The following is a 25,162-nucleotide window of genomic DNA, read 5'->3' as shown; positions in this document are numbered from 1 at the left end:
CCTGCGCCCGGCATCGTCTGAGAAGAAGGGTACTCGGTATGACTACGCGTTAAGAGCGACTATGCGGTTTAAGCATAACGGGCGCCCAGGCAACAACTGCTTCGCTGCCCGGCAGCCTCTCCATATTTGAGTTGACCTAAAGACCAAGCTCTCGGGCAGCATCTGTCGAGCTGGCACGGAGGAACTCGGTGCAGCGGGTTTCCTCGTCGCTCTCGCCGATCGCGCGAGCCGCCAGCGCCAGCGCCGCCAACGCCCGCAGGAACCCGCGGTTCGGCTCATGCGACCACGGCACCGGTCCTTGGCCACGCCACCCCGATCGGCGCAAAGCGTCCAGCGACCTGTGGTAGCCCGTACGAGCATAGGCGTACGCCTCGACATCACGGTCCCCGTCAGCGAGAGCGTCCTCGGCCAAAACGGCCCACGCCAGCGCCGACGCGGGGTAGGCCCGGGCGACAGCGGGAGGGTCCACCCCGTCATCCAATCTCCCGGCGGCGGGATCGAGAGGTAGGCGTGTCTCAGGTATGCCCAACAAATTGTCAGTCACCGGAGCACCCAACTCTCGAGAAATTGGGCGACACCGTCGTCATGGTGTCGCGCCGTGGTGTGGGTGGCTGCGGCCAGTACCTCCGGGCGGCCATTAGCCACCGCGACCGACGTCCCCACTACCTTGAAGGCGGGCAAATCGTTGTAGTTGTCACCGAAGAAGACGACGTCCGAGAGCGGTACATCTAGCGTCTGCGCAACAGACTTCACACCATCTCCTTTCGAACACCCGATGCTGGCGATTTCCAAATAGGTGTCCTTGGAACGGTAACTCACGAGGCCCTTCATGGACGCAACGACGTCCGACAGGCGGTTGATGAGGTCGGCTTCACCCATACACATCAACTTGTGTGGGCTGCCGCCGATGAGCGCCTGCTCAGTAAAGTATTCGTGAACAGAGAGTCTTGACGGCTGAACTGCCGTGTTATTGGCCTCACGCCGGGTCCAGTAGTCGTCCGCCCACGCGTACCAATCGTCTGCCACGTAGGCACTGATGTGAAGATGTAACTGGACACACTTTGCGTATAGCTCGCGAGCCTCATCTTTAGGGATGGGCACGTCAAGCGCTACGGCACCGTCGTCGCGAAGCACTAGACCACCGTTGTAGGCGATCATAGGCGTTCCGTTGCCGTCATAAAGACCTTCCAGGATTCGCATGGACGCTGGCATCCGCGACGAGCACAGCACGAAGGTATGTCCGGCATCAATCGTCGAGCGGATGGCGGCGACCGTGCGATCCGAGAGTGTTCGCTCAGGGTTGAGTAACGTCCCGTCAATGTCGGAACAGAACAGGGTCACGATGAGCGCCTTTCTTCGCCACGAGGCGAGGGGATTAGTCCGTTTGGCCATATTGTGTTGTGGTCCCATCTGGCATCGGTCAAGGATGCGCCCCCGAGCCGAGAGTCCGTGAGGTCCGCCCCGCTAAGATCACTGCCGTCGAGTCGCGCATCTGTCAGGTCGGCGCCACGCAAGTCACAGCGTCGCAGATCTGCGTTCCTGAGGTCAGCGCCGCTCATAATGGCGGTCCGGAAGTCCGAGTTCGGGAACGTTGCGCCCACGGCGTCGGCCTCCTTGAGGTTCGCGCCCTTAAAGTCCCCGTCGGCGATGCTAACCGCTCTGAGGCTGGCTCGAAAAAGATTGGCCCGGCTGAAGGAGGCGCCCGTCATTCGGGCGCCCGACCATACGGACTCGTGGCCGCTCACTCCGTCGAAGTGTGCCCCGTGACCGGTCACCCCTATCGCCTGCACGCCTCGGAGATCTGCGTTGTGGAAGTTGGCGCTGTCCAGACGGGCGTGATCAAGCGTGGCGGACGTGAGCGCGCACGCGCGGAAGTCCGTCTGCGACAGGTCGCATTCGGTAAGTTTGGCATCGGGTAGGGCCCGACCGGTAAAGAACGTCCCGCTGAGATCTCGCTTGCGGAGGTCGACCCCTGTAAGCGACTCCGTCGCCAACAAGCTCGCGATGAAGCGCTCTCGCTCGCCTCGGGTCTGTTCGGCCCGCCGCGCACGTGACTCGAAGGCCCGCTCAGTCGCTATGAGAACCAGACCAACTCCCGCGCTGACCACGAGGCTGTTGCCCATGTCAGTGTACTTGTTGCCATCCGTCGGCCCGATGGACCACATGACTAGTCCACCAATGAGCGCGGCGACGGTCGCGCTGACGGCTACTAGTGTGGACCGAAGTCGGATCACGGCTCGAAGGCCTCGGGCGTCGTGGCAGCGGTCCGCAGCACGTCGGCGCGGTCGGTCTCGCCATTCGCGTCGAGCTCTTCCGCCGCCGCCACGAGCACGAACCGGAGATCGGATGTAGGCGTGCCGACTGCTGTGCGAAGGTGGTCGAGGGCCTCCTCTAGGCTGCCGAGCCGCAGCGTGACTTCCCCGAGGCTCAGCTCCGTCTCGTGAATGCCCTGTACAAACCTAACAACTCTATGCAACTGCAGAGCCTTCACCAAGTCTGCTTTGGCTTCCTCCAGTGTGGCGTCGTTGTGGGCGGCCATCATGCGCATGAGACCGCGGTACTGAAGGGCGATGCCCTCGGAACGGCGAGACCCTGCCTGGACACTCCAGTCCATGACGCGGTCGACGACTCGGGCCGCTTCGTCCACGTCGCCCTGCAGGCGCAACGCCTTTGCGTAGGGGATCAGGAACCGGTGACCCGCGACGCGAGCGTCGACACAGGCGTTGGACTCCAAGTAGAGGTCGATGGCGCCCGTGATATCGCCGGCCACGCGAAGCTGTTTGGCCTTATTGCGTAGCGTGCGGGCCTTCAGAGTCGCCGATCGAATCCGGTTCACACGGGCATAAGCCTCATCCACATAGTGACGACTCGTCTCACCGTGTCGACCCGCTGCCGTGGGGTCGCTGCCCGCCAGCTTCTCGTACTGACGGCCGTGGACCTCGGCGAGGTCACAGGCGACTTCACAGATCGCTTCCTCCAACTGATTCGCCCTCGCGAGTGATTCGCACTGCGCGTAGGCCTCCAATGACTCGGCGATCCTGCCCTGGAACAACAGTGCGTCCCCGAGGAAGTTCAAGGCCATCGCCCTAGTGTCCGCGGTCGTCGTCCCGTTCAAGACGTCAACGAGCAGCGCGCGGGCTTCGTCGGTTTCGTTGATGCCAAGCAATGCCTCGACGAGTTCTAGGGCTACCGAGCTCTTGGACTCGTATCCGCTCGGAACCGCGTGGTCGGCAGCCACGTACGCGTTGCGGTATAAGGATGCCGCCTCGCGCGCGCTGCCGGTCTTTGCAGCGCTCCGTGCAGCACGGAGTAGGTAGGGAAAGGCGTCTGCGTGACTCGAGGCACGATAAAGGTGGGTCCCGATGAGCGCGTCCCAGTCCTCATTCGTGGAACCGATGAAGTGCGTAAGCACCTCAGCGACCCGGGCGTGAATTTTTCGGCGGCGCAGGCCACTCAGGGACTCGTAGAGCACGTCGCGGATCTTGCCATGGGAGAACTCGAACGTGTCATCCTGAGCTTCGACTTCACGAATGATGTCGAAAGACAGGAATTGCTCGAGGTGCGACAGCAGATCATCTTCGCCTACTGAACTCAACCGCGTCAAAACCTCGAAGGCGAACCGACGTCCGACCACGGCCGCGAACTCTAGGTCCTGGCGACGATCGGCCTCGAGCGCGTCAAGGCGGGCAGCGATGACGTCCTCAACTGTCTCGGGGATCTTCCAGCCGTCCACCTGCCCACCGAAGGTCCATAGGCCGTCAACGACACGCAGCGGAGGGCGCTCCACCATAGGAGTGATGGTGCTGAGCGTCCTAAGGATCTCTCGGATGAAGAGTGGATTTCCCTCGGTCTCCTTTGCAAGTTTGTCGTAAAAGGCGCCCGGGAGGTCGCACGGCCCCCCCAACATCACCTGTGTTAGTTCGGTGATGTCGCGTTCGCCGAACGTGCCGATCTCCAACAAATTCAGCATCCCGTCGACGCGACGAGCCGTCGTGATGACCGTCCGAAGCGGGTGCGTCGAGGTTGTGGTGAGGTCTCGCCGGTAGGCGCCCATGATGAGAACCGGCGCCTCCGACAGCCGGGAAATAAGGCAGATCAGGGCGTCGGCACTCCCCGCGTCAAGGTGCTCGAGGTCGTCAATGAAGATGATGAGCGGCGCGTGTCCTGCGACCAAGAACCGTCCAACGATGACATTGGTGAACGTGCCCACAAGGGCCTCGCGGCGACTGCTCGGCTCGGCAGTGGGCGACTCGCTCACGGCGGCCATCTCGGACTGCGTCGAGTTCTCTCCATACATCTCGGCCACGGCCTGGTCCAGGGGTCGCCCAAACGTCAGGTGACGCACGATTTCGCGGATGGGGAAGAAGCTCATCCCGTCGTGAAACGGCTCGCATGCAATTCGGACCACCTCGGCCCCTAAGGCCGTCGCGCGCTCCAACGCCGCTGACGCCAGCGCTGACTTGCCGACGCCGCTGTGGCCGGAAAGGAGTGCGACCCGGGCCACCGAGGTTTGCCCCGAAAGGAGGCCGTCAACCATCCCGTTGAGGGCGTTAAGCTCTCTAAGCCGTCCGAAAAGTGCCGAGCTAAGCCCGTCCCCCACTCCGCTTCCCCCTGCCTCAGCAAGCCCGTCGAGCGGGTCCGGCGCGGCCACACGTTATGATGAACGGCCTGTAACTGATTTACACCATCCACAAGGCATGCGTCCACGCTTTCGACCAGCTCGACCCGCTGGAGTGCAAAGAGATGGCAGCGCCCCTAGGTGCCGCGTTGGCGCCGGCAAGCGGGGGTTGAGGGGTTAGCCCTCGTGACGACCCGCCGAACGCAACGCCGTGCATGCTTCGACGACGCGCGCGGACATGGCCGCCTCGGCAGCCGCACCCCAGTTACGCGGGTCGTACTTCTTTTTGTCGCCGACCTCACCGTCGACCTTGAGCACGCCCTCGTAGTTGCTGATCATCCAGCCGGCGATCTCACGGGTGAAGGCGTACTGGGTGTCGGTGTCGACGTTCATCTTGACGACGCCGTTGTCGACCGCAGCCGAGATCTCCTCGGGCAGCGAGCCCGACCCGCCGTGGAAGACGAGGTCGAACGGGCGCGCGTCCTCGCCGAGTCCGAGCTCGCGGGCGGCGGCCTTCTGCGCCTCGAGCAGCACCTCTGGGCGCAGCTTGACGTTGCCCGGCTTGTAGACGCCGTGCACGTTGCCGAAGGTGAGCGCGGTCAGGTAGCGGCCGTTCTCGCCGGCGCCGAGCGCCTTGATCGTCGCAATCGCGTCGTCGGGAGTGGAGTACAGCTTGTCGTTGATCTCGTGCGCGACGCCGTCCTCCTCGCCGCCGACGACACCCACCTCGATCTCGAGCACGATGTTGGCGCGCTTGGCCAGCGCGAGCAGCTCACGGGCGATGTCGAGGTTCTCGTCGAGCGGCACGGCCGAGCCGTCCCACATGTGCGACTGGAACCACGGCAGGCCGCCGGCCTCGACGCGCTCGATGGACGCCTGCAGCAGCGGGCGCACGAAGCCGTCGAGCTTGTCCTTCGGGCAGTGGTCGGTGTGCAGCGCGATGTTGACGTCGTAGTTCTTCGCCACCTGCTCGGCGAACGACGCGAAGGCGAGCGAGCCCGACACCATGTTCTTGATCGACGGCCCCGAGAGGTAGTCGGCGCCGCCCGTCGACACCTGGATGATGCCGTCGCTGCCCGCGTCGGCGAAGCCCTTGATCGCGGCGTTGAGGGTCTGCGACGAGCTGACGTTGATCGCGGGGTACGCGAAGCTGCCGGCCTTCGCGCGGTCGAGCATGTCGGCGTACACCTCGGGGGTGGCGATGGGCATGGCGTCTCCTGCAGTGGTGGGGCGTCGGGTCCGCCCAGAATCCTGCCACGGATGCCGGGGAGCCAGCCGGGAGGCCCAACCCGCGGTCGCGGGGTGGCCCCGTCCACCGAGAACCCGCCCACCGGCATCCGGTGCGGGGCTCTGGGAGGGGCGGCGTCAGGCGCTCGGGTGGAAGACGTAGGGCGTCGTCGTGGCCACGCGGTGCAGGCCGAGGCGGCGCAGGATCGGCTCGCTCGTCGGCAGCGCGTCGACGCGCACGTAGGGCTTGCCGCGCTCGAGGCCGAGGCGGGCGCGGTGCAGCAGCGTCGCCCGGTAGAGGCCGCGGCCGCGCCAGGCGGGCAGCGTCGCGCCGCCCCAGAGGCCGGTGAAGTCGCTCGCGTCGTACTCGGCGCGGGCGGCGCAGAGGGCAGGGCCGTGGCGCGACTCCTCGACGACGACGAGCTCGGTGCTCTCGGGGCGGGCCTGCCAGTCGGGCAGCAGCGACTCCGTCACCCACGGCTGCGGCTCGCCGTAGACCTCCTCCTGCAGCGCCTGCACCCGGGCGAAGTCCTCTGGCCCGTCGACGGCGCGCACCGTGACGCCCTCGGGCAGCGTGATGTCCTGCTCGGCCAGGGGCATCGCCTCGCCGAGGATGAGGGCCTCGTCGTCCTCCTTGACGAAGCCGGCCGCCTCGAGCCGGGCGGCGAGGTCGGCGGGCGGGTCGTAGTCGTAGGTCTTCCACTCGACCTCCTGGCCGCGGGCGGCGAAGAAGTCGCGTTGCTCGGCGATGACGGCGTCCCACCGCGAGGGCTCGTCGCCGAGACCGTCGGGGCTCTCGATCATCGCGAAGTGACCGCGCGGGTCGAGGTCGTACTCGCGGCGGACGAGACCGACCACCTCGACCGGCCGGTCGGCCGTGCCCGTCGGGATCGGCGCCCGGGCCTGGTCGTGGAAGATCTCGAGCAGCTCGCGTGGTTGCATCGCCCCAGCGAACCAGCGACGCCTCGACGCCCGCAACGGGGTTGATCGACGGCAGGCCGTCCTCCGCCTCAGGTCGTGACGGGAGAGGCCGACGGGGACGGCTCGGCGAGGCTGCCGAGCAGGCGCAGGGCGTCCTCGCGGGGGGTGCCGGGCTCGGCGGTGTAGACGGTGAGGTTCAGGGGCAGGGCGGTGGGCCGGGTGCCGGTGGGCAGGTCCATCGATTGGTAGTTGAGCTCGAGGTCGCCGACCTCCGGGTGGTGGAAGGTCTTGGCCCCCGTGGTGTGCAGGCGGACGTCGTGGGCCGCCCACATGCTGGCGAAGGTGTCGCTGACGGTGGTGAGCTCGCCGATGAGCTCGCGCAGGTCGTGGTCGTGCGGGTGGCGACCGGCCTCGGTGCGCAAGAGGGCAGCGGTCACCTGGGCGGCGCCCGACCAGTCGGGCCACATGACGCGGGCACCGGGGTCGAGGAACTGGAACCGCGCGAGGTTGGGCGGCGCCGGGACGCCCGTGACGACCGGGGAGTCGTACATCGGGGAGTACAGGGCGCGCCCGAGGGTGTTGGTGGCGAGGACGTCCATGCGGCCGTTGCGCACGATGACGGCGGAGTGGGTGATCGAGTCGATCATCCAGTGCATCGACGGAGGGACCGTGACGCGAGCGCGTCGCCGGGTGGCCGCGGCTCGGGTGGAGCGGACGGGACGGGCGGCTCGCGCCAGGTCCATCAAGTAGACGCGCTCGGCGTCGTCGAGCTGGAGAGCGCCGGCCACCGCGTCGAGGACCTCCTCGGAGACGCCGGTGATGTTCCCACGTTCGAGGCGGGTGTACCACTCGATGCTGACCCCGGCGAGGACGGCGACCTCCTCGCGACGCAGGCCCGGGACGCGGCGGTGTCCGCTGCCGGTGTGCAGACCGGCCTGAGCCGGGGTCAGCCGGCCCCGTCGGCTGACGAGGAACTCCCGGATGTCGTCTCGATTGCCCACCCCGTCAGGTTACGAACCAGGGCACGGTCGAGGGAGGTAGCGCCACTACCCCCATGAGCGCGCCCTGCCATGTCCGCCGGGATCGCGGTCTGCTGGAGACCAGCACCCGCCGCGAAGGAGAGCCTCCGATGAGTCCACCCAGCACCCCCGGCATCCGGCCGCGCCCCGTGACGGTCCGTCCGAACCGGACGAGGACTCGGCTCGTCGGGGCTCTGGTCGCGTGGGCTGCGATGAGCGGCGCGACCGCGTGCGGCGCATCCCCCGACACCGGCACCCCTGCGGCCACTTCTCAGACCACTCAGCTCACCCCGGGCACCAGCGGCGCGAACGCGAGCACGCCGAACCCGCCGATCAGCGGCACGAGCAACACACCCACCCCGAGCAGCACGGCGCGAGAGCAGGAGAACGAGATGGAGATCGACATCGCGATCGGGACCGAGCGGTTCCGGGCGTCCCTGACGGACAGCGCAGCGAGCCGCGACCTCGTGGCCCAGCTGCCACTGACCCTCCAGATGCGCGACCACGGGTCGGTGGAGAAGACCGGCCGGCTCCCGGCCCCGCTGTCGCTCGAGGGGCAGCCGGACGGTGCCGACCCGGACCCGGGGCAGGTCGGCTACTACGCGCCGGGCAACGACCTCGTCCTCTACTACGGCGACCAGTCGTACTTCCCCGGGATCGTCCTGCTCGGCCGGCTGGAGGACGACGCCGCCGGCCGCCTCGCCGCCCTCGAGGGGACCGTCACCGCCACCGTCAGCGCGACCTGAGCCCCACCCGTCCTTCGTCCGCCACCACGGCGGACGCCCACCCGCACGACCAAGCCACCGAGGAGACCGATGACCACCGCAGCCGGCCAGACCGCCACCAGCGACACCACCACCGACACCCCAACCACCGACGACACCCGGACCGGCGGGGGCGTCTCGCCCCTCGCCAACCCCACGTACGACTTCAGCGGACAGGTGGCGTTCGTGACCGGGGCCGGCTCCGGCATGGGCCTGGCCACCGCCCGCGCCTTCGCCCGGTCCGGCGCGGCCGTGGTGCTGGCCGACCTCGACACCGAGGTCGTCACCCGGGAGGCCGCAGCCCTGGAGCAGGCCGGTCACCGAGCCCTGGCCGTCACCTGCGACGTCAGCGACGAGGGCAGCGTCCGCGACGCGGTGCGGGCGACGGTCGACCGCTACGGCCGCCTCGACATGGCCTTCAACAACGCCGGCATCCAGGTGCCGCCCGTCGACGCCGCCGACGAGGAGGCGGAGGTCTTCGACCGGGTCAACGCCGTCAACCTCCGCGGGGTCTGGGCCGCGATGAAGCACGAGCTGGCCGTGATGCGGTCGCAGGGCAGCGGGGCCATCGTCAACTGCTCCTCGCTCGGCGGCCTCGTCGGGCTCCCCGGTCGCGCCGCGTACCACGCCTCGAAGCACGGGGTCATCGGCCTGACCGGCAGCGCCGCCCTCGAGTACGCGCCGCGCGGCATCCGCATCAACGCCATCTGCCCGGGCACCTTCGCCACCCCGATGGTCACGGACATGATCGACAAGGGCGAGCTCGACCTCGAGCAGGCCGTCGCGAACCAGCCGATCAACCGCCTCGGGCAGCCGGAGGAGGTCGCCGCCGCCGTGCTGTGGCTCTGCAGCCCCGGTGCCAGCTTCGTGGTCGGCGTCGCGCTGCCCGTCGACGGCGGCTACACCGCCCAGTGACCCGGCGCGGCGACCGCCGACCCGGTCAGAGCACGACGAGGTCGTGCGGGCGCACGTTCAACGACTCGACCCCGTCGTCGGTGACGGCGACGATGTCCTCGATGCGGGCGCCCCACCGGCCGGCCAGGTAGACCCCCGGCTCGACGCTGAACGTCATGCCCGCCTCGAGGGCGAGGTCGTTGCCGGCCACGATGTACGGCTCCTCGTGCACGTCGAGCCCGATGCCGTGGCCGGTGCGGTGGATGAACCGCTCGCCCAGCCCCGCATCGTTGAGCACCGCCCGCGCGGCCTGATCGACCTGCTCGCACGTCACGCCGGGTCGCACCACGTCGACCGCGGCCTGCTGCGCCGCCTGCAGGGCGTCGTACGAGCGCACGACGTCGGCCTCGGCCGGCTCCCCCACCGCATAGGTGCGGGTGCTGTCGGAGTTGTAGCCCGACGGCACCGGCCCGCCGATGTCGACGACCACCACGTCGCCCCGCTCGATGACCCGGTCGCTGACGGAGTGGTGCGGGCTCGCGCCGTTCGGCCCCGACCCGACGATGACGAACTCGGCCACCGTGTGGCCCTCCTCGACGATCGCGGCGGCGATGTCGGCCGCCACGTCGGCCTCGGTGCGACCGGGCCTCAGCCACTCGTGCACCCGCGCGTGCACGCGGTCGATGGCCTCGCCTGCCCGGCGCAGCTCGGCCAGCTCGGCGGGGTCCTTGCGCATGCGCAGCTCGCGCACCACCGGGCCGGCCAGCGTCAGCTCGCCGCCGTGGCGACCACCGAGCGCGAGGGTGTGCAGGGCCGGGGTCATGTCCGACACGGCCAGGCGCCCGCCGGGCAGGCCCTCGACGGCCAGCCCCGCGGCATCCTCGCCGTCGACCCACGTGCGCACCTCGACGCCGAGCTCGTCGAACGGGATGTGCCCCAGCCCGGCGAACTCGAGGGCGGGGCTGACGAAACGCATCGGCAGTGCGTCGTCACTCGGCACGACGAGGGAGGTGAGGCGCTCGAACGACGAGCCGCCGACGCCGACGAGGTAGCGCAGGTCGCTGCCGGGGGTGACGACGCACGCGGCGACGTCGCGCGCCGCGGCCTGCTCACGGAGGCGGCGCAGCCGCTCCCTCGTCACCTGCAGGTCCGGTACGGCGGCGTCGACACCCATGCGCCTCACCCTAGGACCCGCCCGCCGCGGGCCGGCCTCCCCCGTGCGGCGGATCCGCCGCCCCACCCCACTGCCTACGCTGGCGCCCATGACGAGGTGGGGCGAGGCGGGCGGGCGGCTCCTGTCGTGGTTCGGCGTCGACTCCGACTGGGAGCGGGTGCCGGGCGACCGCGCCCGCACCTTCAGGACCGACGCCATCGTGGCCGCCGTGCTCATGCTCTCCGGGCTGCTCGGCATCGAGCTGCTGCGCAGCATCGACCAGCTCGGCACCAGCCCCGGGCCGGGGTGGCTGCCGCACGCCCTCGTCGTGGCCGGCACGGTTCCACTGGCGTGGCGCCGGCGCTATCCCGTCACGGTCATGGCCGGGCTGTCGCTGCACTTCCTCGTCGTCGGCCTCACCGTCCCGGCCGTCGTCGTGTCGGTGCCGATGCAGGTCGTCTACTTCTTCGCCATCTTCACCGGCGTCGCCTGGGCCCGTGACCGCCGCGTCATGGTGCTCGTCGTCGGCGCCGTCGTCGTCGTCATGTTCGCGTGGCTGACGTGGCAGTTCGCCGTCGGCGCCGGGCTCGAGAGCGTGCTCACCGACAACGGGAAACCGTTGCCACGACAGGGACTGTTCTCCCCCATCACCGCCTACGTCGTCTACACGACCCTCGTCAACGCCTTCTACTTCGGCGGCGCCATCGTCTGGGGCCAGGCCACGTGGTGGGCGGCGCACCAGCGCCACCGCCTCACCGAGCAGGCCGAGACGATCACGACCCAGGCCGACGAGCTGCAGCGCCGCGCCGTCGTCGACGAGCGGCTGCGCATCGCCCGCGAGCTGCACGACGTCGTCGCCCACCACGTCTCCGTCATCGGCATCCAGGCCGCCGCCGCCCGCACCGTGCTGCGGCGCGACGTCGACACCGCCGAGACGTCGCTGCGCTCGATCGAGCAGTCGTCACGCGACGCCGTCACCCAGATGCGCGGCCTGCTCGGCACCCTGCGCAGCACCGACGGCGAGGATGCCGGTGGGCGCCGTTCCGAGCCGACGCTCGCCGACGTGCCCGCCCTCGTCGAGGAGGCCGCGACCGCCGGCCTGCGCACCCGCTGCGAGGTCGTCGAGGACGGCCCCGGTGCCGTGCGGGCCGTGCCCGCGTCGATGGGTCTCTCGCTGTACCGCACCGTGCAGGAGGCGCTGTCGAACGTGCGCCGGCACTCGACGGCCGGGTCGGCCACCGTCTTCGTCCGGGTCGACCGCCGCGGCGAGCCCGAGTTCGCCCACGGCTACGCCGAGGTCGAGGTCATCGACGACGGCCGGCCACGGGCCGGCACGTCGGGCAGCGGACTCGGTCTGCTCGGCGTGCGCGAGCGGCTCGCCACGCATGGCGGCATGAGCGAGATCGGGCCGCGCGTCACCGGCGGCTACCGTGTGCGCGTACGGATGCCCCTACCGGAGAGTGCGTCATGAACGACCCCACGTCACAGTCGAACCCGCGCAGCCGACCCATCCGCGTGCTGCTCGTCGACGACCAGCAGCTCGTGCGCTCGGGGTTCCGGCTCATCCTCTCGGTCGAGAGCGACGTCGAGGTGGTCGGCGAGGCCGCCGACGGGGCCGCGGCGCTGACGCTGGCCCGCGAGCTGCGCCCCGACATCGTGCTCATGGACGTGCAGATGCCGGTCATGGACGGCATCGAGGCCACCGGCCACATCGTCGACGAGGGCCTGTCGCAGGTCGTCATCCTCACCACCTTCGACCGCGACGACTACGTCTTCGGCGGCCTCGACGCCGGCGCGAGCGGGTTCCTCCTCAAGAACGCCGACCCCGAGCACCTCGTGCAGGCCGTGCGCACCGTCGCCGACGGCAACGCCCTGCTCGCCCCCGAGGTGACCCGGCGGCTGATCGAGCAGCGGGCCCGAGAGCGGACGGGGGGCGCCCCGGGGACCGGGCCGACCGGCATCCCCGCTGGTGCGTCAACGCCGGGCGGTGCTGCGCTGCAACGTGATCCGCGGCTGGACGAGCTGACCCCGCGCGAGCGCGAGGTGCTCGAGCTCGTCGGGCGGGGGCTGTCGAACGCCGAGATCGCGCGCACCCTGTTCCTCGGCGAGGCGACGGTCAAGACGCACCTGTCGAACGTCTTCGCCAAGCTGCACCTGCGCGACCGCGTGCAGGCCGTCGTGCTCGCGTACGAGACCGGGCTCATCCTCCCGGGGGAGGTCACGGCTCCCCCGCCCGGCTGATCCCCCGCGAGTCACCGCAGGCCTAGCGTGGGCGTCATGAGCCAGCACACCGAGAGCCGCACCACCCCACCGGATGCCGGCCGGTCGGCATCCCCCTCGACCACCGCGCGCGGTGGTGACGACATCGAGGTGCGCGGGCTGACCCGCGCGTTCGGTGACATCCGCGCCGTCGACGGCGTCGACTTCACCGTCACCGGAGGACTGTTGACGGGTTTCGTCGGCGGCAACGGCGCCGGCAAGACGACGACGATGCGCATGATCATGGGCGTGCTGTCGCCCACCGCCGGCGAGGTGCGGTGGCGCGGACGGCCCGTCACGGCGATCGACCGGCGCGAGTTCGGCTACATGCCCGAGGAGCGCGGGCTCTACCCCGACCAGGCGGTGCTCGACCAGCTCGTCTACCTCGGGCGGCTGCGCGGGCTGACGGCCTCGGCCGCGAAGGCGTCGGTGACCGAGCACCTCGAGCGCCTCGGGCTCGGCGAGCGCGCGAAGGAGAGGGTGCAGAAGCTCTCGCTCGGCAACCAGCAGCGCGTGCAGATCATCGCCGCGCTCATGGGGCGCCCGCAGGCCCTCGTGCTCGACGAGCCGTTCAGCGGCCTCGACCCGGCCGCCGTCGACAACATGGTCGACCTGCTGCGCGAGCACACGAGCCGCGGCGTGCCGGTGCTCTTCAGCTCGCACCAGCTCGACCTCGTCGAGCGGCTGTGCGAGCGCCTCGTCGTGCTGGCCCGCGGCAAGGTCGTCGCCGCCGGCACCTCCGACGAGCTGCGGTCGACGTCGGTCGTGCGCCACCGCCTCGTCCTGTCGGGCGACGCGGGCTGGGTGCGCGGCGTCCCCGGCATCCACGTCGTCGACGTCGACGGGCCCACCGCGGTCGTCGAGCTCACCGACGAGCGCGCCTCCCGCGCCCTGCTCAGCGCCGCGCTCGAGCGCGGCGACGTCCTCGACTTCGCCCAGCAGCGCCCGTCGCTGGCCCAGATCTACCGTGAGGTGACGGCATGACCACCCAGACCGACCCCAGCCCCCGCACGTCCGCAGCAGGGGGCGACGGCTCGCGCGAGCGCGCCCCGCAGGCCGGCCGCCCATGGGCGATCGTCGCCGGCCGCGAGGTCGTGGTGCGCCTGACCAACCGCGCCTTCCTCGTCTCGACCCTCATCACCCTCGTCTTCATCGTCGGCATCGGCGCGTTCTCGGCGTGGCAGAGCGGGCGCACGTCGACCGCGACGGTGGCCGTGACGTCGCAGGATGCCGGTCGGCTCGTCTCGACGGCCGCCGCGGCTGCGAAGGCGGCTGACTCGAGCACCGAGATCGAGGCGACGACGCTGTCGAGCGAGGCCGCGGCCCGGTCGGCCCTGACCGCCGGTGACGCCGACGCCTGGCTGCACCAGGGCTCGAACGGCTCGTGGGTGCTCACCAGCACCGACACGCCGGGCGGCTCGGTGCAGACCGCGCTCGCCGACGCGGTGAGGTCGGAGGCGCTCTCCGCGAACGCGGCCGCCGCCGGCACGAGCGTCGAGGCCATCGAGCGGGGCACGGTGCTCGCCACCGAACGGCTCGACGGGGCCGAGGACAACACCGGCGCCATCCGGCTCGCCACGTTGGCGTTCGCCCTGCTGTTCTTCATGGCGGCGATGCTCTTCGGGCAGCAGATCGCGGCCAGCGTCGTCGAGGAGAAGCAGTCGCGGCTCGTCGAGATCATCGCGACGGCCATCCCGCTGCGCGAGCTGCTGGCCGGCAAGGTGCTCGGCAACTCGCTGCTGGCGCTGGGTCAGGTGATCCTCTACGGCGCGGTCGGGCTCGTGGCGGTCTCGTTCACCGACCTGTCGGGGCTGCTGCCGGGGCTGTCGGCGGCGGTCGTGTGGTTCGTCGTCTTCTTCGCCGTGGGGTTCTTCGCCCTCGCCTGCCTCTTCGCCGTGGCCGGCGCCCTGGCCTCGCGCACCGAGGACCTCCAGAGCACGACCTCGCCGATGACGATGGTGCTCATGCTCGTCTACGTCATCGGGTTCACCGTGACCGGAACGGCGCTCAAGATCGCGTCGTTCGTGCCGATCATGTCGGTCGTGGCGATGCCGGGCCGCATCCTGTCGGGCGAGGCTGCCTGGTGGGAGCCGGTCGTGGCCCTGCTGCTCATGCTCGCCTTCGCGGCCGTGACCGTCGTCGTCGGCGAGCGCATCTACCGCCGCTCGCTCATGCAGACCCGCGGCAAGATGTCGTGGCGCGAGGGCCTCAAGGCCTCCGACGCCTGACCCGCCCCACCCCCGCCTACCCCGTCGAGAGGCCATATAGACCCCGTCGAAAGGCCAACCCCCGACACCCCAAACACCGTCGAGTGGCCACTTCCCGTCAGGGGAGGTGGCCACTCGGCGCAAGGGGGCGTCGGTTGGAAGCCGGCGACCCGGCATCCGGCCCGCTGCTCGGCGAACACACCGAGCAATGTCCGACTTCACGCGTTGTAACTCGTAGAACTGCTCACTGCTCGGTGTGTTCGCCCGGGGCAGCCGTCGTGCGCACCCGGCGGACCGGGGATGCCGTCAGCACCACCGCCGAGACCGCCAGCACGACGATGCCGGCGGCGATGGCCGAGCGATTGCCGAAGCTCGTGGCGAGCCAGCCCGCGAGCGGGGCGGCGACGGCCAGCGTGCCCCAGTTGAACGAGCGGATCGTCGCGTTCATGCGGCCGCGCAGCCGGTCGGGCGTCACGGTCGTGCGGTGGCTGAGGCCGAGGGGGTCGCCCGCCCCCATGCCGAGGCCGACGACGAGGTTCGCGACCACGGGCCACAGCAGCGCGCTCGGGCCGGGCTGGGCGAGCAGCAGCAGGGCGAACCCGATGGGCGAGAGCCACTGTGAGGCCACCATGACGGGTCCGACGCCGAAGCGGTCGCCGAGGCGTGGCGCCAGACCGGCCCCGACGACGCCGCTCACCCCGGCGACCGCCAGCACGAGGCCGACCGCGACCGGGCCGAGGCCGAGCTCGGTGGTGGCGAAGAAGACGAGCAACGTGCCGACGAGCCCGTTGCCGAGGAACCACGTGTGCAGCGAGATCGCGTACGGGCGAAGGGTCTCGTGGCGGTAGACCCACGCGGCGCCCTCGCGCAGCTCGGCGAGTACCTGGCGCCGCGAGGCTGAGGGGCTAGCTGGTCGGTCCGGCTCACGCTCACCGTCACGGATGCCGGCCACGACCACCGCGGACACCGCGTACGAGAGCGCGTCGACGAGCACCGCCACCGGCGCGCTGAGCGCCCGCACGAGGAGCCCGGCGACGAGGGGACCGACCGACTGCGCAGCGGTGTACGTCTGGTGCAGCCGGGCGTTGGCGACCGGCAGCAGGGGCGCGGGCACGAGGCTCGGCAGGTACGACTGGTTCGCCGCCGACGACACCATCGAGGCCGACCCGACGACGAAGACGACCGCGGCGAGCAGCCCGACGCTCAGGTGGCCCGTCAGCGCCAGCACTCCGACGCCGCCGAACAGCACCGCCGACAGCGCGTCGGCGCCGACGAGCAGCGGCTTGCGACGCACCCGGTCGACGAGCACGCCGGCGAGCAGCCCGAAGAGCAGGTACGGCAGCCACTGGGCCGACCGCACGAGCCCGACCTCCTGCTGGTCGGCCCCGAGCGTCTCGATGAGCAGCAGCTGCACAGCGAGCCCCGACACGAAGGTGCCGAGGTTCGACACCCCGTCGGCGACCCAGAACAGCACGAACCCACGGTGGCCCAGCAGTCTGCTGCTCGGCGGCTCGCTCACGCCGCCAGTCCACCACGCCCCACCCCGTCGAGAGGGCTCGTACACCCCGTCGAAAGGACGCTTGGGGCACGTCGAGTGGTCACGCCAAGCTTGACTTAAGGGGTCGTACGGGCCGGATGCCGGGTGGGCACCGGCTGCGGGGCCGGTGGCCCCACGTACCGGGCGGCGGGCCGGATGATCTTACTGTCACGGCTCTGCTCGACGACGTTGGCGGTCCAGCCGACGACCCGGGCGACGCAGAAGGTCGGGGTGAACATGCTGGGGTCGATGCCGGCGAGCTTCATGACGACTCCGGCGTAGTACTCCACGTTGGCGAACAGTGGTCGGCCGGGCTTGAGCTCAGCGAGGGTGCGCTCAAAAGTGTCCTCGACCGCCACAGCGAGGTCGACCAGTGGGTCGTCGAACCCGAGGGCGGTGCGCTTGAGCATCTCGGACCTCGGGTCACGCGTGCGGTAGACGGCGTGGCCGAAACCCATGACCCGGTCGCCGGCCGTGATCTTGGCGCGGACGTAGTCGGCGGCGCGGTCGACGGTGCCGATCTCGTCGAGGGCCTGCAGCGCGCGGCTCGGAGCCCCGCCGTGTCGGGGCCCCGAGAAGCTGCCGATGGCCCCGACCAGACAGGCGGCGAGGTCGGCACCGGTCGAGGCGATGACCCGGGCGGTGAAGGTGGAGGCGTTGAAGCCGTGGTCCATCGTCGAGACGAGGTACTGCTCGACCGCACGCAGCTCGCGGGCTGACGGCGGGCGCCCCGTCAGCATCCGCAGGTAGTCCTCGGCGTGCCCGAGCGACGGGTCGGCGGGCACGGGCTCGAGGCCTTGGGCCAGGCGGTGGGCGGCCGCCAGAATGGTCGGCGTCACGGCCGCTGCGGCGAGGGCGGAGCCGAGCGTCTCGCTCTCGTCGCAGTCGTAGAGGGGTCGGAGACCGGTGGCGGAACCCCACACCGACAGGGCGGTGCGGAGCGTCTGGAGGGGGTCGTCGCTCGCTTCGCACAGCTCGGGGAGCAGCCGGTCGAGCACCTCCGGTATGACCCGGAGCCGACCGATGTGCTCACGGAAGTCACGCAGCTCGTCGTCGTCGGGCAGGTGGCCGTGCAGCAGCAGGTGCCACGCCTGCTCGACGCCGACCGACTCGGCGAGCTCGACGGCCGAGTACTGCCGGTAGTGGTAGAACCCCTCCTCGCCGCGGACGTCGCCGATCTCGGTGTCGGTGACGACGACACCGGCCAGGCCCCGGGGTACCTCGACGGCTGTCGACGGTGCGTTCATGACGTGCTCCTCTCGGTCGTTTCTGCCACTCTGATCGGTGTTGATCAACATGGTCAATGTTGATCGGATCAACGTCAGGAGGACGCGGTGGCCGAGTCGGAGCGGTGGATCACGACCACCGAGGCGGCGCAGCGCCTCGGGGTCAAGCGGGCCAGCCTGTACGCCTACGTCAGCCGCGGGCTGCTACACAGCGAGCGACGCCCCGGCCAGCAGGAGAGCCTGTTCGACCGCGCGGAGGTCGACTCCCTCGCGGCGGCGTCGCGACCGGCACGCGCCGCGCAGCCCCTGCTGCGGTTTCGAGGGGTGGCGACCGGCGTGAGCTCACAACGCGACGGTGACCTGCTCTACCGGGGTGTGCCGCTCGCCGACGTGACCGACCTCCCCTTCGACCGCGCGGCCGCCCTCGTCCTCGGCGACCCGGATGCCGCGACCGGCTCGCTCCCAGCCGTGCCGGTGCCGGTCGTGCGCGCGGTCGTCCTGCTGCCGCTCGAACGACGGATGCCGGTCGCCGTGCAGGCGCTGGCGGGATCCGACCCGTTCGGCCCGGACCTCTCCCCTGACCTCGTGCGCTCGACCGCGCTGGCCCTCGTACCGCGCGCCGTCGTACTCCTCGGTGGCGACGACCGCGGCGGCGTCACGGATCTGCCGCGGGCACTGATGCGCTCGCTCGCAGGACACGACGGCACACCGGGCGGTCGACGGCTGCTCGGCCTCATGCTGACCGCCCTGCTCGACCACGGGCTGACCGCCTCGACCGTGGCCGCGCGGGTCGCGGCCTCGACCCGCGCCGGTCTGACCCACTGCCTCTGCGCGGCCTACGCCGCGATGGCGGGCCCCTTGCACGGGGCCGCTCCCATCGCCGCCCACGCCCTCCTGGCCCACGGCGCCGCCCCCCGCGACGTCGTCGCCGAGGCCACCCGGCGGCACGGCACCGTGCCCGGGTTCGGGCACTTCCTGTACCCCGACGGCGACCCCCGCGCCGAGCTGGTGCTCGACGCCCTGGCCGACCTGCGCGGCACGACCCGGTTGCGCAAGCGCCTCGACGAGGTGGTGCGGGTGGTCGCCGACGGGACCGGACGGCATCCGAACGTCGACCTCGCGGCGGCCGCCGTGCTGCACGCTCTCGACCTGCCGGCGGCGGCCGGGGAGGTGCTGTTCCAGGTCGCCCGCAGCTACGGCGTCGCCGCTCACGTGCTCGAGGAGTACGGCGAGACGCCACTGCGCTGGCGCGGCCGCGAGGCCACCGGCTGACCCCGACCCGAACCGTCGAAAGGCCACGTCGCGACACCGCGCGTGTCGGAAAGTGGCCTCTCGACGGTGTCAGCGTGAGGGGGCGCCCCGGCCGTGGGTGTCGGGGATTGGCCTTTCGACGGGGTCTATCTGGCCTCTCGACGGGGCTGGGGGTGCTGGTCGAAGACGTGGCGGCGCACCCAGGCGTGCATGGCGATGGCGGCCGCCGCACCGGCGTTGATCGAGCGGGTCGAGCCGAACTGCTCGACGTGCAGCACGACCGCGCAGGCGTCGCGCATGGGCTCCGACAGGCCCGGGCCCTCCTGGCCGAAGACCAGCACACAACCCCGCGGCAGGTCGTACGTCTCGAGCGGCAGCGACCCCGGCAGGTTGTCGACGCCGACGAGCACCAACCCCTCCGCCGCCGCCCAGTCCGCCAGAGCAGCAGCATCGGCGTGGTGGTGCTCGTGCTGGTAGCGGTCGGTGACCATGGCCCCGCGGCGGTTCCAGCGCCGACGCCCGACGATGTGGAAGGCCATGGCGCCCATGGCGTTCGCCGTGCGGATCACCGAGCCGATGTTGAAGTCGTGACCCCAGTTCTCGACCGCGACGTGGAAGTCGTGCCGTCGCGTGTCGAGGTCGGCCACGATCGCCTCGTGCCGCCAGTAGCGGTAGCCGTCGACGACGTTGCGCCGGTCACCCTCCTCCAGCAACGCCGGGTCGAGCCGGTCGTCGTCGGGCCAGGGCCCGACCCACGGGCCTACCCCGACGGCATCCTCGCGGTCGCCGACCCCGACGGCCTCACGTTCGATGCCGCCCCCGCCGTCGCCCTCGCTCACGACACGAGGCGCGAGAGGAACTGTCGCGTCCGCGCCTCCCGCGGCTCGCCCAGCACCTGCTGGGGCGTGCCGTGCTCGAGGATGCGCCCGCCCTCGAGGAAGCAGACGACGTCGGCCACGTCGCGCGCAAACCCCATCTCGTGTGTCGACACGACCATCGTCACGCCGTCGTCGCGCAGGTCGCGCAGCAGGTCGAGCACCTCGCCGACCAGCTCGGGGTCGAGCGCCGACGTCACCTCGTCGAGCAGCAGCAGCTGCGGCGAGCTGACCATCGCGCGCGCGATGGCGACCCGCTGCTGCTGCCCGCCCGACAGGTCGTCAGGCCGCGCCCGCGCCTTGTCGGCCAGCCCGACCCGACGCAGCATGTCCATCGCCCGCGCCTCCGCCTCGGCCCGCGCCACACGGTGCACCCGCCGCGGCGCGAGCGTCACGTTGTCGAGCACCGAGAGGTGCGGGAAGAGGTTGTACGCCTGGAAGACGATGCCGGTGCGCGACCGCACCGCGTCGGCGTCCACCGTCGGGTCGGTGATGTCCAGGCCGTCGAGTGTGATGACGCCGTCGTCGACCTGCTCGAGCAGGTTGAGGCAGCGCAGCAGCGTCGACTTGCCCGACCCCGACGCGCCGATGAGCACGACGCACTGGCCGCGCTGCACCTCGAGGTCGACGCCGTGCAGCACGACCTGGTCGCCGAAGCTCTTGCGCACCCCTCGCGCCGACAGCAGCGCCGCCCCCGGCAGCTCGACCCCTGCCAGCCCCGTCCCCGTAGTGGCGCTCACAGCGTGCCCCCGGTGCCGTGCCACCCCTGCTTGCGCGCGACGTGGTCGGTCAGGCGCGCCATCGGGATGGTGAGGCAGAGGAACAGCACGCCGGCCACGACGTAGGGCGTGTAGTTGAAGTCGGATGACGTCTCGATCTGGGCCGCGCGGATCGCATCGGTCGCGCCGAGGATCGCGATGAGGCCCGAGTCCTTCTGCAACGAGACGAAGTCGTTCATCAGCGGCGGTGTCACGCGCCGCACCGCCTGTGGCAGCACGACGTGCCGCAGCGTCTGGCCGTTCGTCAGCCCGAGCGCCCGCGACGCCGCCCGCTGAGAGGGGTGGACCGACTCGATGCCGGCCCGGAAAACCTCGGAGACGTACGCCGAGTACGACAGCACGATCGCGACGGCACCCCAGAACTGCAGGGCGCTGGGCACGTTCGGCAGCCGCAGCGCCGGCACACCGAACCCGAGCAGCAGGAGCAGCAGGATGAGCGGGAGCCCACGGAAGAGGTCGACGTAGACCGTCGCGAAGAGGCGCAGCGGGTAGAAGACCGGCCCCCGCAGCGTGCGCAGGATCGACAGCGTCAGACCGAGCACGAGGATGCACAGCCCGCAGATGATCATCAGCCGGATGTTGAGCCAGAGCCCCGACAGCACGGCCGGGAACGACTCGACCGCCTTGTCCCAGCTGAAGAACGTCTCCTGCACCCGCGGCCAGCCGGCCGACCGGGTGACGAGCAGCCCGAGCACCACGACGACGACCACGGTGCTGACGGCCGAGATCGCCGACGAGCGGCGAGACCGCGCCCGCCGGTAGGCACGCCGGTCGAGCTCGCGTTGCGACGGCTGCCACGAGTCGGCTTCGGCCGCGGCGCCATCCGCGCCACCACCCACCGACACGTCTGTCGCAGAACGACTCTCAGGTGGGTCCTCGCCACCCACCGATGCCGGCCCGCTGACCGAGCCGCCCGGCATCCCCGCTGGTGTCGTCACCGACGGCTCACTTCAGCTCGGGCGCACCCGCGTTGGCGAGGTACTCGGTCTGCAGCTTCTCGAGGGTGCCGTTCGAGCGCAGCGCGTCGACCGCCTTCGTCACGCACGGGGTGAGCGCCGAGCCCTTGTCGAGCACCGCGCCGAACTGCTCGGGGGTGCCGGATGCCGGCAGCTGGCCGACGATGACACCGTCGTCGAGCTGCGCCGCCGTCATGTAGAACGCGGTCGGGACGTCGACGACGATGCCGTCGATCTGCTTGTTCTTCAGCGCCTGCACGGCGAGGTCGTTGGTGTCGAACACCTGCGGCTGCTCGGAGGGCTGGATCTGGTCGGTGATCGCCGTCAGCGACGTCGTGCCGACCTGGGCGGCGAGCTTGGCGCCCTTGAGGTCGGCCACGGTCGTCCTGCCGTCGATCGGGCTGCCCTTGTAGGTGACGACGGCCTGACGCACGTCGTAGTAGCCGGAGCTGAAGTCGACGGCCTTCTTGCGCGCGTCGCTGATCGAGATCTGGTTGAGGTCGAGGTCGAAGTTCTTCGGCGCCGGCGCGATGGCCGTGTTGAAGGGGACCGTCACCCACGTGACCTCGCTCTTGGCGAAGCCGAGCTCGTCGGCGACGGCGTACGCGACGGCCGACTCGTAGCCCTTGCCGTTGGTCGGGTCGTCGCCCGAGAACCACGGCTCGTAGGCGGGCTTGTCGGTGCCGACCGTCAGTGTGCCGGCGCTGACGAGGGTGAGCGAGTCCTTCGTGCACGAGGCCGCGGCGGCCGACTCCGTGCCGGCGGGCGTCGGGCCTGCCTGCTCGGTCGACCCGCAGGCCGCGAGACTCACCATGGCAAGTGAGGCGAGGACGGCGAACGGCGCGAGCGCGGCCGAGCGCAGGGAGGTGACGGGGCGGGGACGGTGCATGACGGGCTCCTGCAGGACGGCGGCCGGCCACGGGCGGCCGGAACAGCCGAGTCTACGAGCGCACCCCGCGCCGACGGGGCGTGTCCGCGATGCGGCGCCGACCGGCATCCGACCGAAGCGCGACGACCCACAGGCACACGACAGCGGATGCGCAGGGGGCACCGACGCCGGGCCCTACCCTTGAGCGCATGCATGCACTCGGAGCGCTCCCGGCCCTCGGCCCGGACTGGATGGACCCCGGCTACCTGTTGGCCCAGTACGGCGACGCCTTCTTCTGGATCTCGCTGGCCATTGTCTTCATCGAGTGCGGGCTACTGTTCCCGATCCTCCCCGGCGACTCGCTGCTCTTCGCCGTCGGTCTCTTCATCGCGACCGGGCAGGTGCACGTCAACCTCGGCGTCGCGATCCTCGCCCTCTGCGCGGCGGCCCTGCTCGGAAACGTCGTGGGCTACGAGATCGGCCGGGCGGTGGGCACCCCGCTCTACCAACGTGACGGGCGCATCCTCAAGAAGAAGTACTTCGACGAGACGACCGCGTTCTTCGACAAGCACGGCAACAAGGCCCTCGTCATCGGCCGCTTCGTGCCGATCGTGCGCACCTTCATCACCGTCGTCGCGGGCGTGAGCCGCATGGAGCGTCGCCGCTTCTTCACGTGGTCGGCGGTCGGCGCCGTCCTGTGGGCGGCCGGGCTGACGCTCGTCGGGTACTTCCTCGGCAAGTCGTTCCCGGGGCTGCAGGACAAGCTCGAGGTCGTCATCCTGCTCATCGTCGCGGTCTCGGTCGTGCCGATGCTGTTCGAGTACCTCAAGCACCGCCGGGCCGCGAACCGCATCGCGTCCGAGGTGGGCGAGGCCGCCGAGGACATCGCCGACCACGCCACGGGCGGCGACCGCCGGGCCTGAGCCTCACGGCTGAGACCAGCCAGAACATCGAAGCGCCCACCCGACCGTGAGGTCGGGTGGGCGCTGTCGTGCTGCCCGGCATCCTGCAGCCGTGTCGTGACAGCGGGCGCGAGGATGCCGGTGGGCTCAGCCGTTCGGGGTCGTGCGGTCGCTCGTCGGGTCGGGTGCGCCCGCGCCGGGGGCCTGCGCCTGCGGGAGGGCACCCGGGGCGCCACCGGGCTGCGTCGACGGGCCGCCGACGGCACCGGGCTGCGTCGAGGGCGCGACCGAGGGGGCCCCGGTCCCACGGGCCCCACCACCCGCACCGCCGAAACTGACGTTCGGCACGACGGCCTCGGTGGCGGGGGTCTCGAAGTAGTCGGCCTTCTGCACCTTGGCGATGCCGGCGACGAGGTTGCTCGGCACGCTCTCGACCTTCGTGTTGAGCTCGCGCACGAGGGCGTTGTAGTAGCGGCGCGAGCTGGCGATGCGGTCCTCGGTGCTGCTCAGCTCGTTCTGCAGGGCGAGGAAGTTCTGGTTCGCCTTGAGGTCGGGGTAGGCCTCGGTCACGGCCATGAGGCGACCGAGCGCCTGGCTCAGCTCACCCTCGGCCTGGGCGGCACCGGTGGGCGTCGAGGCGCCCGACATGGCCGCCGACCGCGCCTGCATGACCGACTCCAGCGTGCCCTGCTCGTGCGAGGCGTAGCCCTTGACGGTCTCGACGAGGTTGGGGATGAGGTCGTGCCGCCGCTTGAGCTCGACGTCGATCTGGCGCCAGCCCTCCTGCACGCGGTTGCGCAGCCCGATGAGGCCGTTGTACATGACGACGCCCACGACGGCGGCGATGACGACGAGCGCGAGGACGATCCAGACGATGATCATCGGTTCTCCTGGGGTCGGTCGGGCAGTGCCCCGATCCTAGTGCGGGGCCCGCTGGCGCCCCTGCGACGTGGTGGTGGGGCGCACACGTTCCGGGCGGGCGTCGGATGCCGGGTGGCCGGCATCCGGGTCAGGCTGCGGTTGGCCTTTCGGTGCCCTCTATCTGGCCTCTCGACGGGGGGGGGTGACCACTCGACGGGTGGGGCTGGGGTGGGTTGCGGTCAGGCGAGGCCGAGGTCCTCGAGGGAGAAGGCGTGGCGGTACTCGACGCCGGCCTCCTCGCTGATGCGCTCCCCGGCGCCGGTCGCCCGGTCGGCGATGGTGGCGACGGCGACGACCGTGGCGCCGTCCTCACGGGCGGCCTCGACGGCGGCGAGCGGCGAGGCGCCGGTCGTCGTCGTGTCCTCGACGACGAGCACGCGTCGGCCCGAGATCGACGGACCCTCGATGCGCTGCTGCAGGCCGTGCGCCTTGCCCGCCTTGCGCACGACGAAGGCGTCGAGACGCTCACCGGCGCGGGCGGCGGCGTGCAGCATCGAGGTCGCGACCGGGTCGGCGCCGAGCGTCAGGCCGCCGACGGCGTCGTAGTCGAGGTCGGCGGTCAGGTCACGCATGACAATGCCGACGAGGGGCGAGGCCTCACCGTCGAGGGAGATGCGGCGCAGGTCGACGTAGTAGTCGGCCTCCTTGCCCGAGCTGAGCGTGACGCGGCCGTGCACGATGGCCTTCTCGCGGATGATCTCGAGCAGGCGCGCCCGGGCGGCGGCGACGTCGGTGGTAACGGGCGGGGGCGTCTGGCTGGCGTCGGTCACGACCCGAATCGTAGG

At 70.6% G+C, this 25,162-nt stretch carries 24 protein-coding genes; 8 read left to right on the top strand and 16 right to left on the bottom strand.

Annotated features, from left to right (window positions below; all coding sequences use genetic code 11):
* Positions 1 to 136: 136 nt before the first annotated feature.
* The 7 genes from DFJ68_RS00300 to DFJ68_RS00270 all read right to left on the bottom strand — a co-directional run bounded on the left by DFJ68_RS00300 (position 137) and on the right by DFJ68_RS00270 (position 7,767).
* Positions 137 to 544, bottom strand: coding sequence for a DUF3151 domain-containing protein (locus DFJ68_RS00300; protein ID WP_121030066.1), 408 nt, complete (start codon positions 542 to 544; stop codon positions 137 to 139).
* Positions 541 to 1,341: a Cof-type HAD-IIB family hydrolase gene (locus tag DFJ68_RS00295; protein WP_170165674.1), complete on the bottom strand. Its 801-nt coding sequence runs from the start codon at positions 1,339 to 1,341 to the stop codon at positions 541 to 543. The genes DFJ68_RS00300 and DFJ68_RS00295 overlap by 4 nt, the downstream gene beginning before the upstream one ends.
* Entirely contained in the window at positions 1,338 to 2,123 is a 786-nt protein-coding gene (locus DFJ68_RS19055; RefSeq protein WP_170165673.1) for a pentapeptide repeat-containing protein, read from the bottom strand. Before DFJ68_RS19055 ends, DFJ68_RS00295 begins: the two co-directional genes overlap by 4 nt.
* A 107-nt stretch (positions 2,124 to 2,230) precedes the next feature.
* The gene (locus DFJ68_RS00285; protein ID WP_147431483.1) at positions 2,231 to 4,651 is read right to left on the bottom strand and encodes an ATP-binding protein; all 2,421 of its coding nucleotides are present in this window, start codon (positions 4,649 to 4,651) and stop codon (positions 2,231 to 2,233) included.
* 144 nt (positions 4,652 to 4,795) lie between these two features.
* Complete coding sequence (gene fbaA / locus DFJ68_RS00280) at positions 4,796 to 5,827, bottom strand: class II fructose-bisphosphate aldolase (RefSeq protein WP_121030058.1); 1,032 nt, start codon at positions 5,825 to 5,827, stop codon at positions 4,796 to 4,798.
* Positions 5,828 to 5,983: 156 nt separating this feature from the next.
* Positions 5,984 to 6,787: a GNAT family N-acetyltransferase gene (locus DFJ68_RS00275; RefSeq protein WP_121030056.1), complete on the bottom strand. Its 804-nt coding sequence runs from the start codon at positions 6,785 to 6,787 to the stop codon at positions 5,984 to 5,986.
* A 68-nt stretch (positions 6,788 to 6,855) separates the two neighbouring features.
* Positions 6,856 to 7,767 carry a helix-turn-helix transcriptional regulator gene (locus DFJ68_RS00270; protein WP_121030054.1) on the bottom strand — a complete coding sequence of 304 codons (912 nt, stop codon included), beginning with the start codon at positions 7,765 to 7,767 and terminating at the stop codon, positions 6,856 to 6,858.
* Positions 7,768 to 7,997: 230 nt separating this feature from the next.
* On the opposite strand from DFJ68_RS00270, the gene DFJ68_RS00265 reads away from it, so the two are divergent.
* A complete protein-coding gene (locus tag DFJ68_RS00265) occupies positions 7,998 to 8,531 on the top strand; it encodes a cyclophilin-like fold protein (protein WP_121030052.1) in 534 nt (177 codons plus the stop codon).
* 69 nt (positions 8,532 to 8,600) lie between these two features.
* Complete coding sequence (locus tag DFJ68_RS00260) at positions 8,601 to 9,464, top strand: glucose 1-dehydrogenase (RefSeq protein WP_121030050.1); 864 nt, start codon at positions 8,601 to 8,603, stop codon at positions 9,462 to 9,464.
* 25 nt (positions 9,465 to 9,489) lie between these two features.
* Here DFJ68_RS00260 and DFJ68_RS00255 read toward each other — a convergent pair whose 3' ends face one another.
* Entirely contained in the window at positions 9,490 to 10,617 is a 1,128-nt protein-coding gene (locus DFJ68_RS00255; protein WP_121030048.1) for a M24 family metallopeptidase, read from the bottom strand.
* Between the two features lie 88 nt (positions 10,618 to 10,705).
* Here DFJ68_RS00255 and DFJ68_RS00250 point away from each other — a divergent pair, with 88 nt between their 5' ends.
* Genes DFJ68_RS00250 through DFJ68_RS00235 form a run of 4 tightly spaced genes read left to right on the top strand, consistent with a single transcriptional unit; the run spans position 10,706 to position 15,083 of the window.
* Entirely contained in the window at positions 10,706 to 12,067 is a 1,362-nt protein-coding gene (locus DFJ68_RS00250) for a sensor histidine kinase (RefSeq protein WP_121030046.1), read from the top strand.
* On the top strand, positions 12,064 to 12,837 hold the full coding sequence (locus DFJ68_RS00245; protein ID WP_121030044.1) for a response regulator: 774 nt from the start codon (positions 12,064 to 12,066) through the stop codon (positions 12,835 to 12,837). Before DFJ68_RS00250 ends, DFJ68_RS00245 begins: the two co-directional genes overlap by 4 nt.
* 27 nt (positions 12,838 to 12,864) lie before the next feature.
* A complete protein-coding gene (locus tag DFJ68_RS00240) occupies positions 12,865 to 13,839 on the top strand; it encodes an ABC transporter ATP-binding protein (protein ID WP_420823644.1) in 975 nt (324 codons plus the stop codon).
* A complete protein-coding gene (locus tag DFJ68_RS00235) occupies positions 13,836 to 15,083 on the top strand; it encodes an ABC transporter permease (RefSeq protein WP_121030040.1) in 1,248 nt (415 codons plus the stop codon). Before DFJ68_RS00240 ends, DFJ68_RS00235 begins: the two co-directional genes overlap by 4 nt.
* Positions 15,084 to 15,306: 223 nt before the next feature.
* Here the strand turns inward: DFJ68_RS00235 and DFJ68_RS00230 are convergent, their stop codons facing one another.
* Positions 15,307 to 16,581: an MFS transporter gene (locus tag DFJ68_RS00230; protein ID WP_170165672.1), complete on the bottom strand. Its 1,275-nt coding sequence runs from the start codon at positions 16,579 to 16,581 to the stop codon at positions 15,307 to 15,309.
* A gap of 95 nt (positions 16,582 to 16,676) precedes the next feature.
* Complete coding sequence (locus DFJ68_RS00225) at positions 16,677 to 17,846, bottom strand: citrate/2-methylcitrate synthase (protein WP_121030036.1); 1,170 nt, start codon at positions 17,844 to 17,846, stop codon at positions 16,677 to 16,679.
* A gap of 87 nt (positions 17,847 to 17,933) precedes the next feature.
* Between DFJ68_RS00225 and DFJ68_RS00220 the strand changes: the two genes are divergently transcribed.
* Positions 17,934 to 19,097 (top strand): citrate synthase, encoded by a 1,164-nt coding sequence (locus tag DFJ68_RS00220; protein WP_121030034.1) that lies wholly within the window; start codon positions 17,934 to 17,936, stop codon positions 19,095 to 19,097.
* A 125-nt stretch (positions 19,098 to 19,222) separates the two neighbouring features.
* On the opposite strand, the gene DFJ68_RS00215 is transcribed toward DFJ68_RS00220, so the two are convergent.
* The 4 genes from DFJ68_RS00215 to DFJ68_RS00200 all read right to left on the bottom strand — a co-directional run bounded on the left by DFJ68_RS00215 (position 19,223) and on the right by DFJ68_RS00200 (position 22,575).
* On the bottom strand, positions 19,223 to 19,888 hold the full coding sequence (locus DFJ68_RS00215; RefSeq protein WP_211333425.1) for a TrmH family RNA methyltransferase: 666 nt from the start codon (positions 19,886 to 19,888) through the stop codon (positions 19,223 to 19,225).
* Between the two features lie 23 nt (positions 19,889 to 19,911).
* A complete protein-coding gene (locus tag DFJ68_RS00210) occupies positions 19,912 to 20,691 on the bottom strand; it encodes an amino acid ABC transporter ATP-binding protein (protein ID WP_276330683.1) in 780 nt (259 codons plus the stop codon).
* Positions 20,688 to 21,575 carry an amino acid ABC transporter permease gene (locus DFJ68_RS00205; protein WP_420823666.1) on the bottom strand — a complete coding sequence of 296 codons (888 nt, stop codon included), beginning with the start codon at positions 21,573 to 21,575 and terminating at the stop codon, positions 20,688 to 20,690. The genes DFJ68_RS00210 and DFJ68_RS00205 overlap by 4 nt, the downstream gene beginning before the upstream one ends.
* 100 nt (positions 21,576 to 21,675) lie before the next feature.
* On the bottom strand, positions 21,676 to 22,575 hold the full coding sequence (locus DFJ68_RS00200) for an ABC transporter substrate-binding protein (protein WP_245963354.1): 900 nt from the start codon (positions 22,573 to 22,575) through the stop codon (positions 21,676 to 21,678).
* Positions 22,576 to 22,763: 188 nt separating this feature from the next.
* On the opposite strand from DFJ68_RS00200, the gene DFJ68_RS00195 reads away from it, so the two are divergent.
* Entirely contained in the window at positions 22,764 to 23,477 is a 714-nt protein-coding gene (locus DFJ68_RS00195) for a DedA family protein (protein WP_121030028.1), read from the top strand.
* 126 nt (positions 23,478 to 23,603) lie between these two features.
* Here DFJ68_RS00195 and DFJ68_RS00190 read toward each other — a convergent pair whose 3' ends face one another.
* Together DFJ68_RS00190 and pyrE are read right to left on the bottom strand one after the other, a co-directional pair.
* On the bottom strand, positions 23,604 to 24,338 hold the full coding sequence (locus DFJ68_RS00190) for a LemA family protein (protein WP_121030026.1): 735 nt from the start codon (positions 24,336 to 24,338) through the stop codon (positions 23,604 to 23,606).
* 218 nt (positions 24,339 to 24,556) lie between these two features.
* Positions 24,557 to 25,147, bottom strand: a complete 591-nt coding sequence (pyrE, locus tag DFJ68_RS00185; RefSeq protein WP_121030024.1) for an orotate phosphoribosyltransferase — start codon at positions 25,145 to 25,147, stop codon at positions 24,557 to 24,559.
* Between the last annotated feature and the right edge of the window lie 15 nt (positions 25,148 to 25,162).

The organism is Terracoccus luteus, from assembly GCF_003635045.1.
In the GTDB taxonomy this organism is placed as follows: domain Bacteria; phylum Actinomycetota; class Actinomycetes; order Actinomycetales; family Dermatophilaceae; genus Terracoccus; species Terracoccus luteus.
This window is presented reverse-complemented; position numbering and strand designations above follow the sequence as displayed.

Coding starts and splice junctions, on each gene's coding strand:
- DFJ68_RS19055 (WP_170165673.1), bottom strand. CDS start 2,123: ATGGGCAACAGCCTCGTGGTCAGCGCGGGAGTTGGTCTGGTTCTCATA.
- fbaA (WP_121030058.1), bottom strand. CDS start 5,827: ATGCCCATCGCCACCCCCGAGGTGTACGCCGACATGCTCGACCGCGCG.
- DFJ68_RS00275 (WP_121030056.1), bottom strand. CDS start 6,787: ATGCAACCACGCGAGCTGCTCGAGATCTTCCACGACCAGGCCCGGGCG.
- DFJ68_RS00265 (WP_121030052.1), top strand. CDS start 7,998: ATGAGCGGCGCGACCGCGTGCGGCGCATCCCCCGACACCGGCACCCCT.
- DFJ68_RS00260 (WP_121030050.1), top strand. CDS start 8,601: ATGACCACCGCAGCCGGCCAGACCGCCACCAGCGACACCACCACCGAC.
- DFJ68_RS00255 (WP_121030048.1), bottom strand. CDS start 10,617: ATGGGTGTCGACGCCGCCGTACCGGACCTGCAGGTGACGAGGGAGCGG.
- DFJ68_RS00250 (WP_121030046.1), top strand. CDS start 10,706: ATGACGAGGTGGGGCGAGGCGGGCGGGCGGCTCCTGTCGTGGTTCGGC.
- DFJ68_RS00245 (WP_121030044.1), top strand. CDS start 12,064: ATGAACGACCCCACGTCACAGTCGAACCCGCGCAGCCGACCCATCCGC.
- DFJ68_RS00235 (WP_121030040.1), top strand. CDS start 13,836: ATGACCACCCAGACCGACCCCAGCCCCCGCACGTCCGCAGCAGGGGGC.
- DFJ68_RS00225 (WP_121030036.1), bottom strand. CDS start 17,846: ATGAACGCACCGTCGACAGCCGTCGAGGTACCCCGGGGCCTGGCCGGT.
- DFJ68_RS00200 (WP_245963354.1), bottom strand. CDS start 22,575: ATGCACCGTCCCCGCCCCGTCACCTCCCTGCGCTCGGCCGCGCTCGCG.
- DFJ68_RS00195 (WP_121030028.1), top strand. CDS start 22,764: ATGCATGCACTCGGAGCGCTCCCGGCCCTCGGCCCGGACTGGATGGAC.
- DFJ68_RS00190 (WP_121030026.1), bottom strand. CDS start 24,338: ATGATCATCGTCTGGATCGTCCTCGCGCTCGTCGTCATCGCCGCCGTC.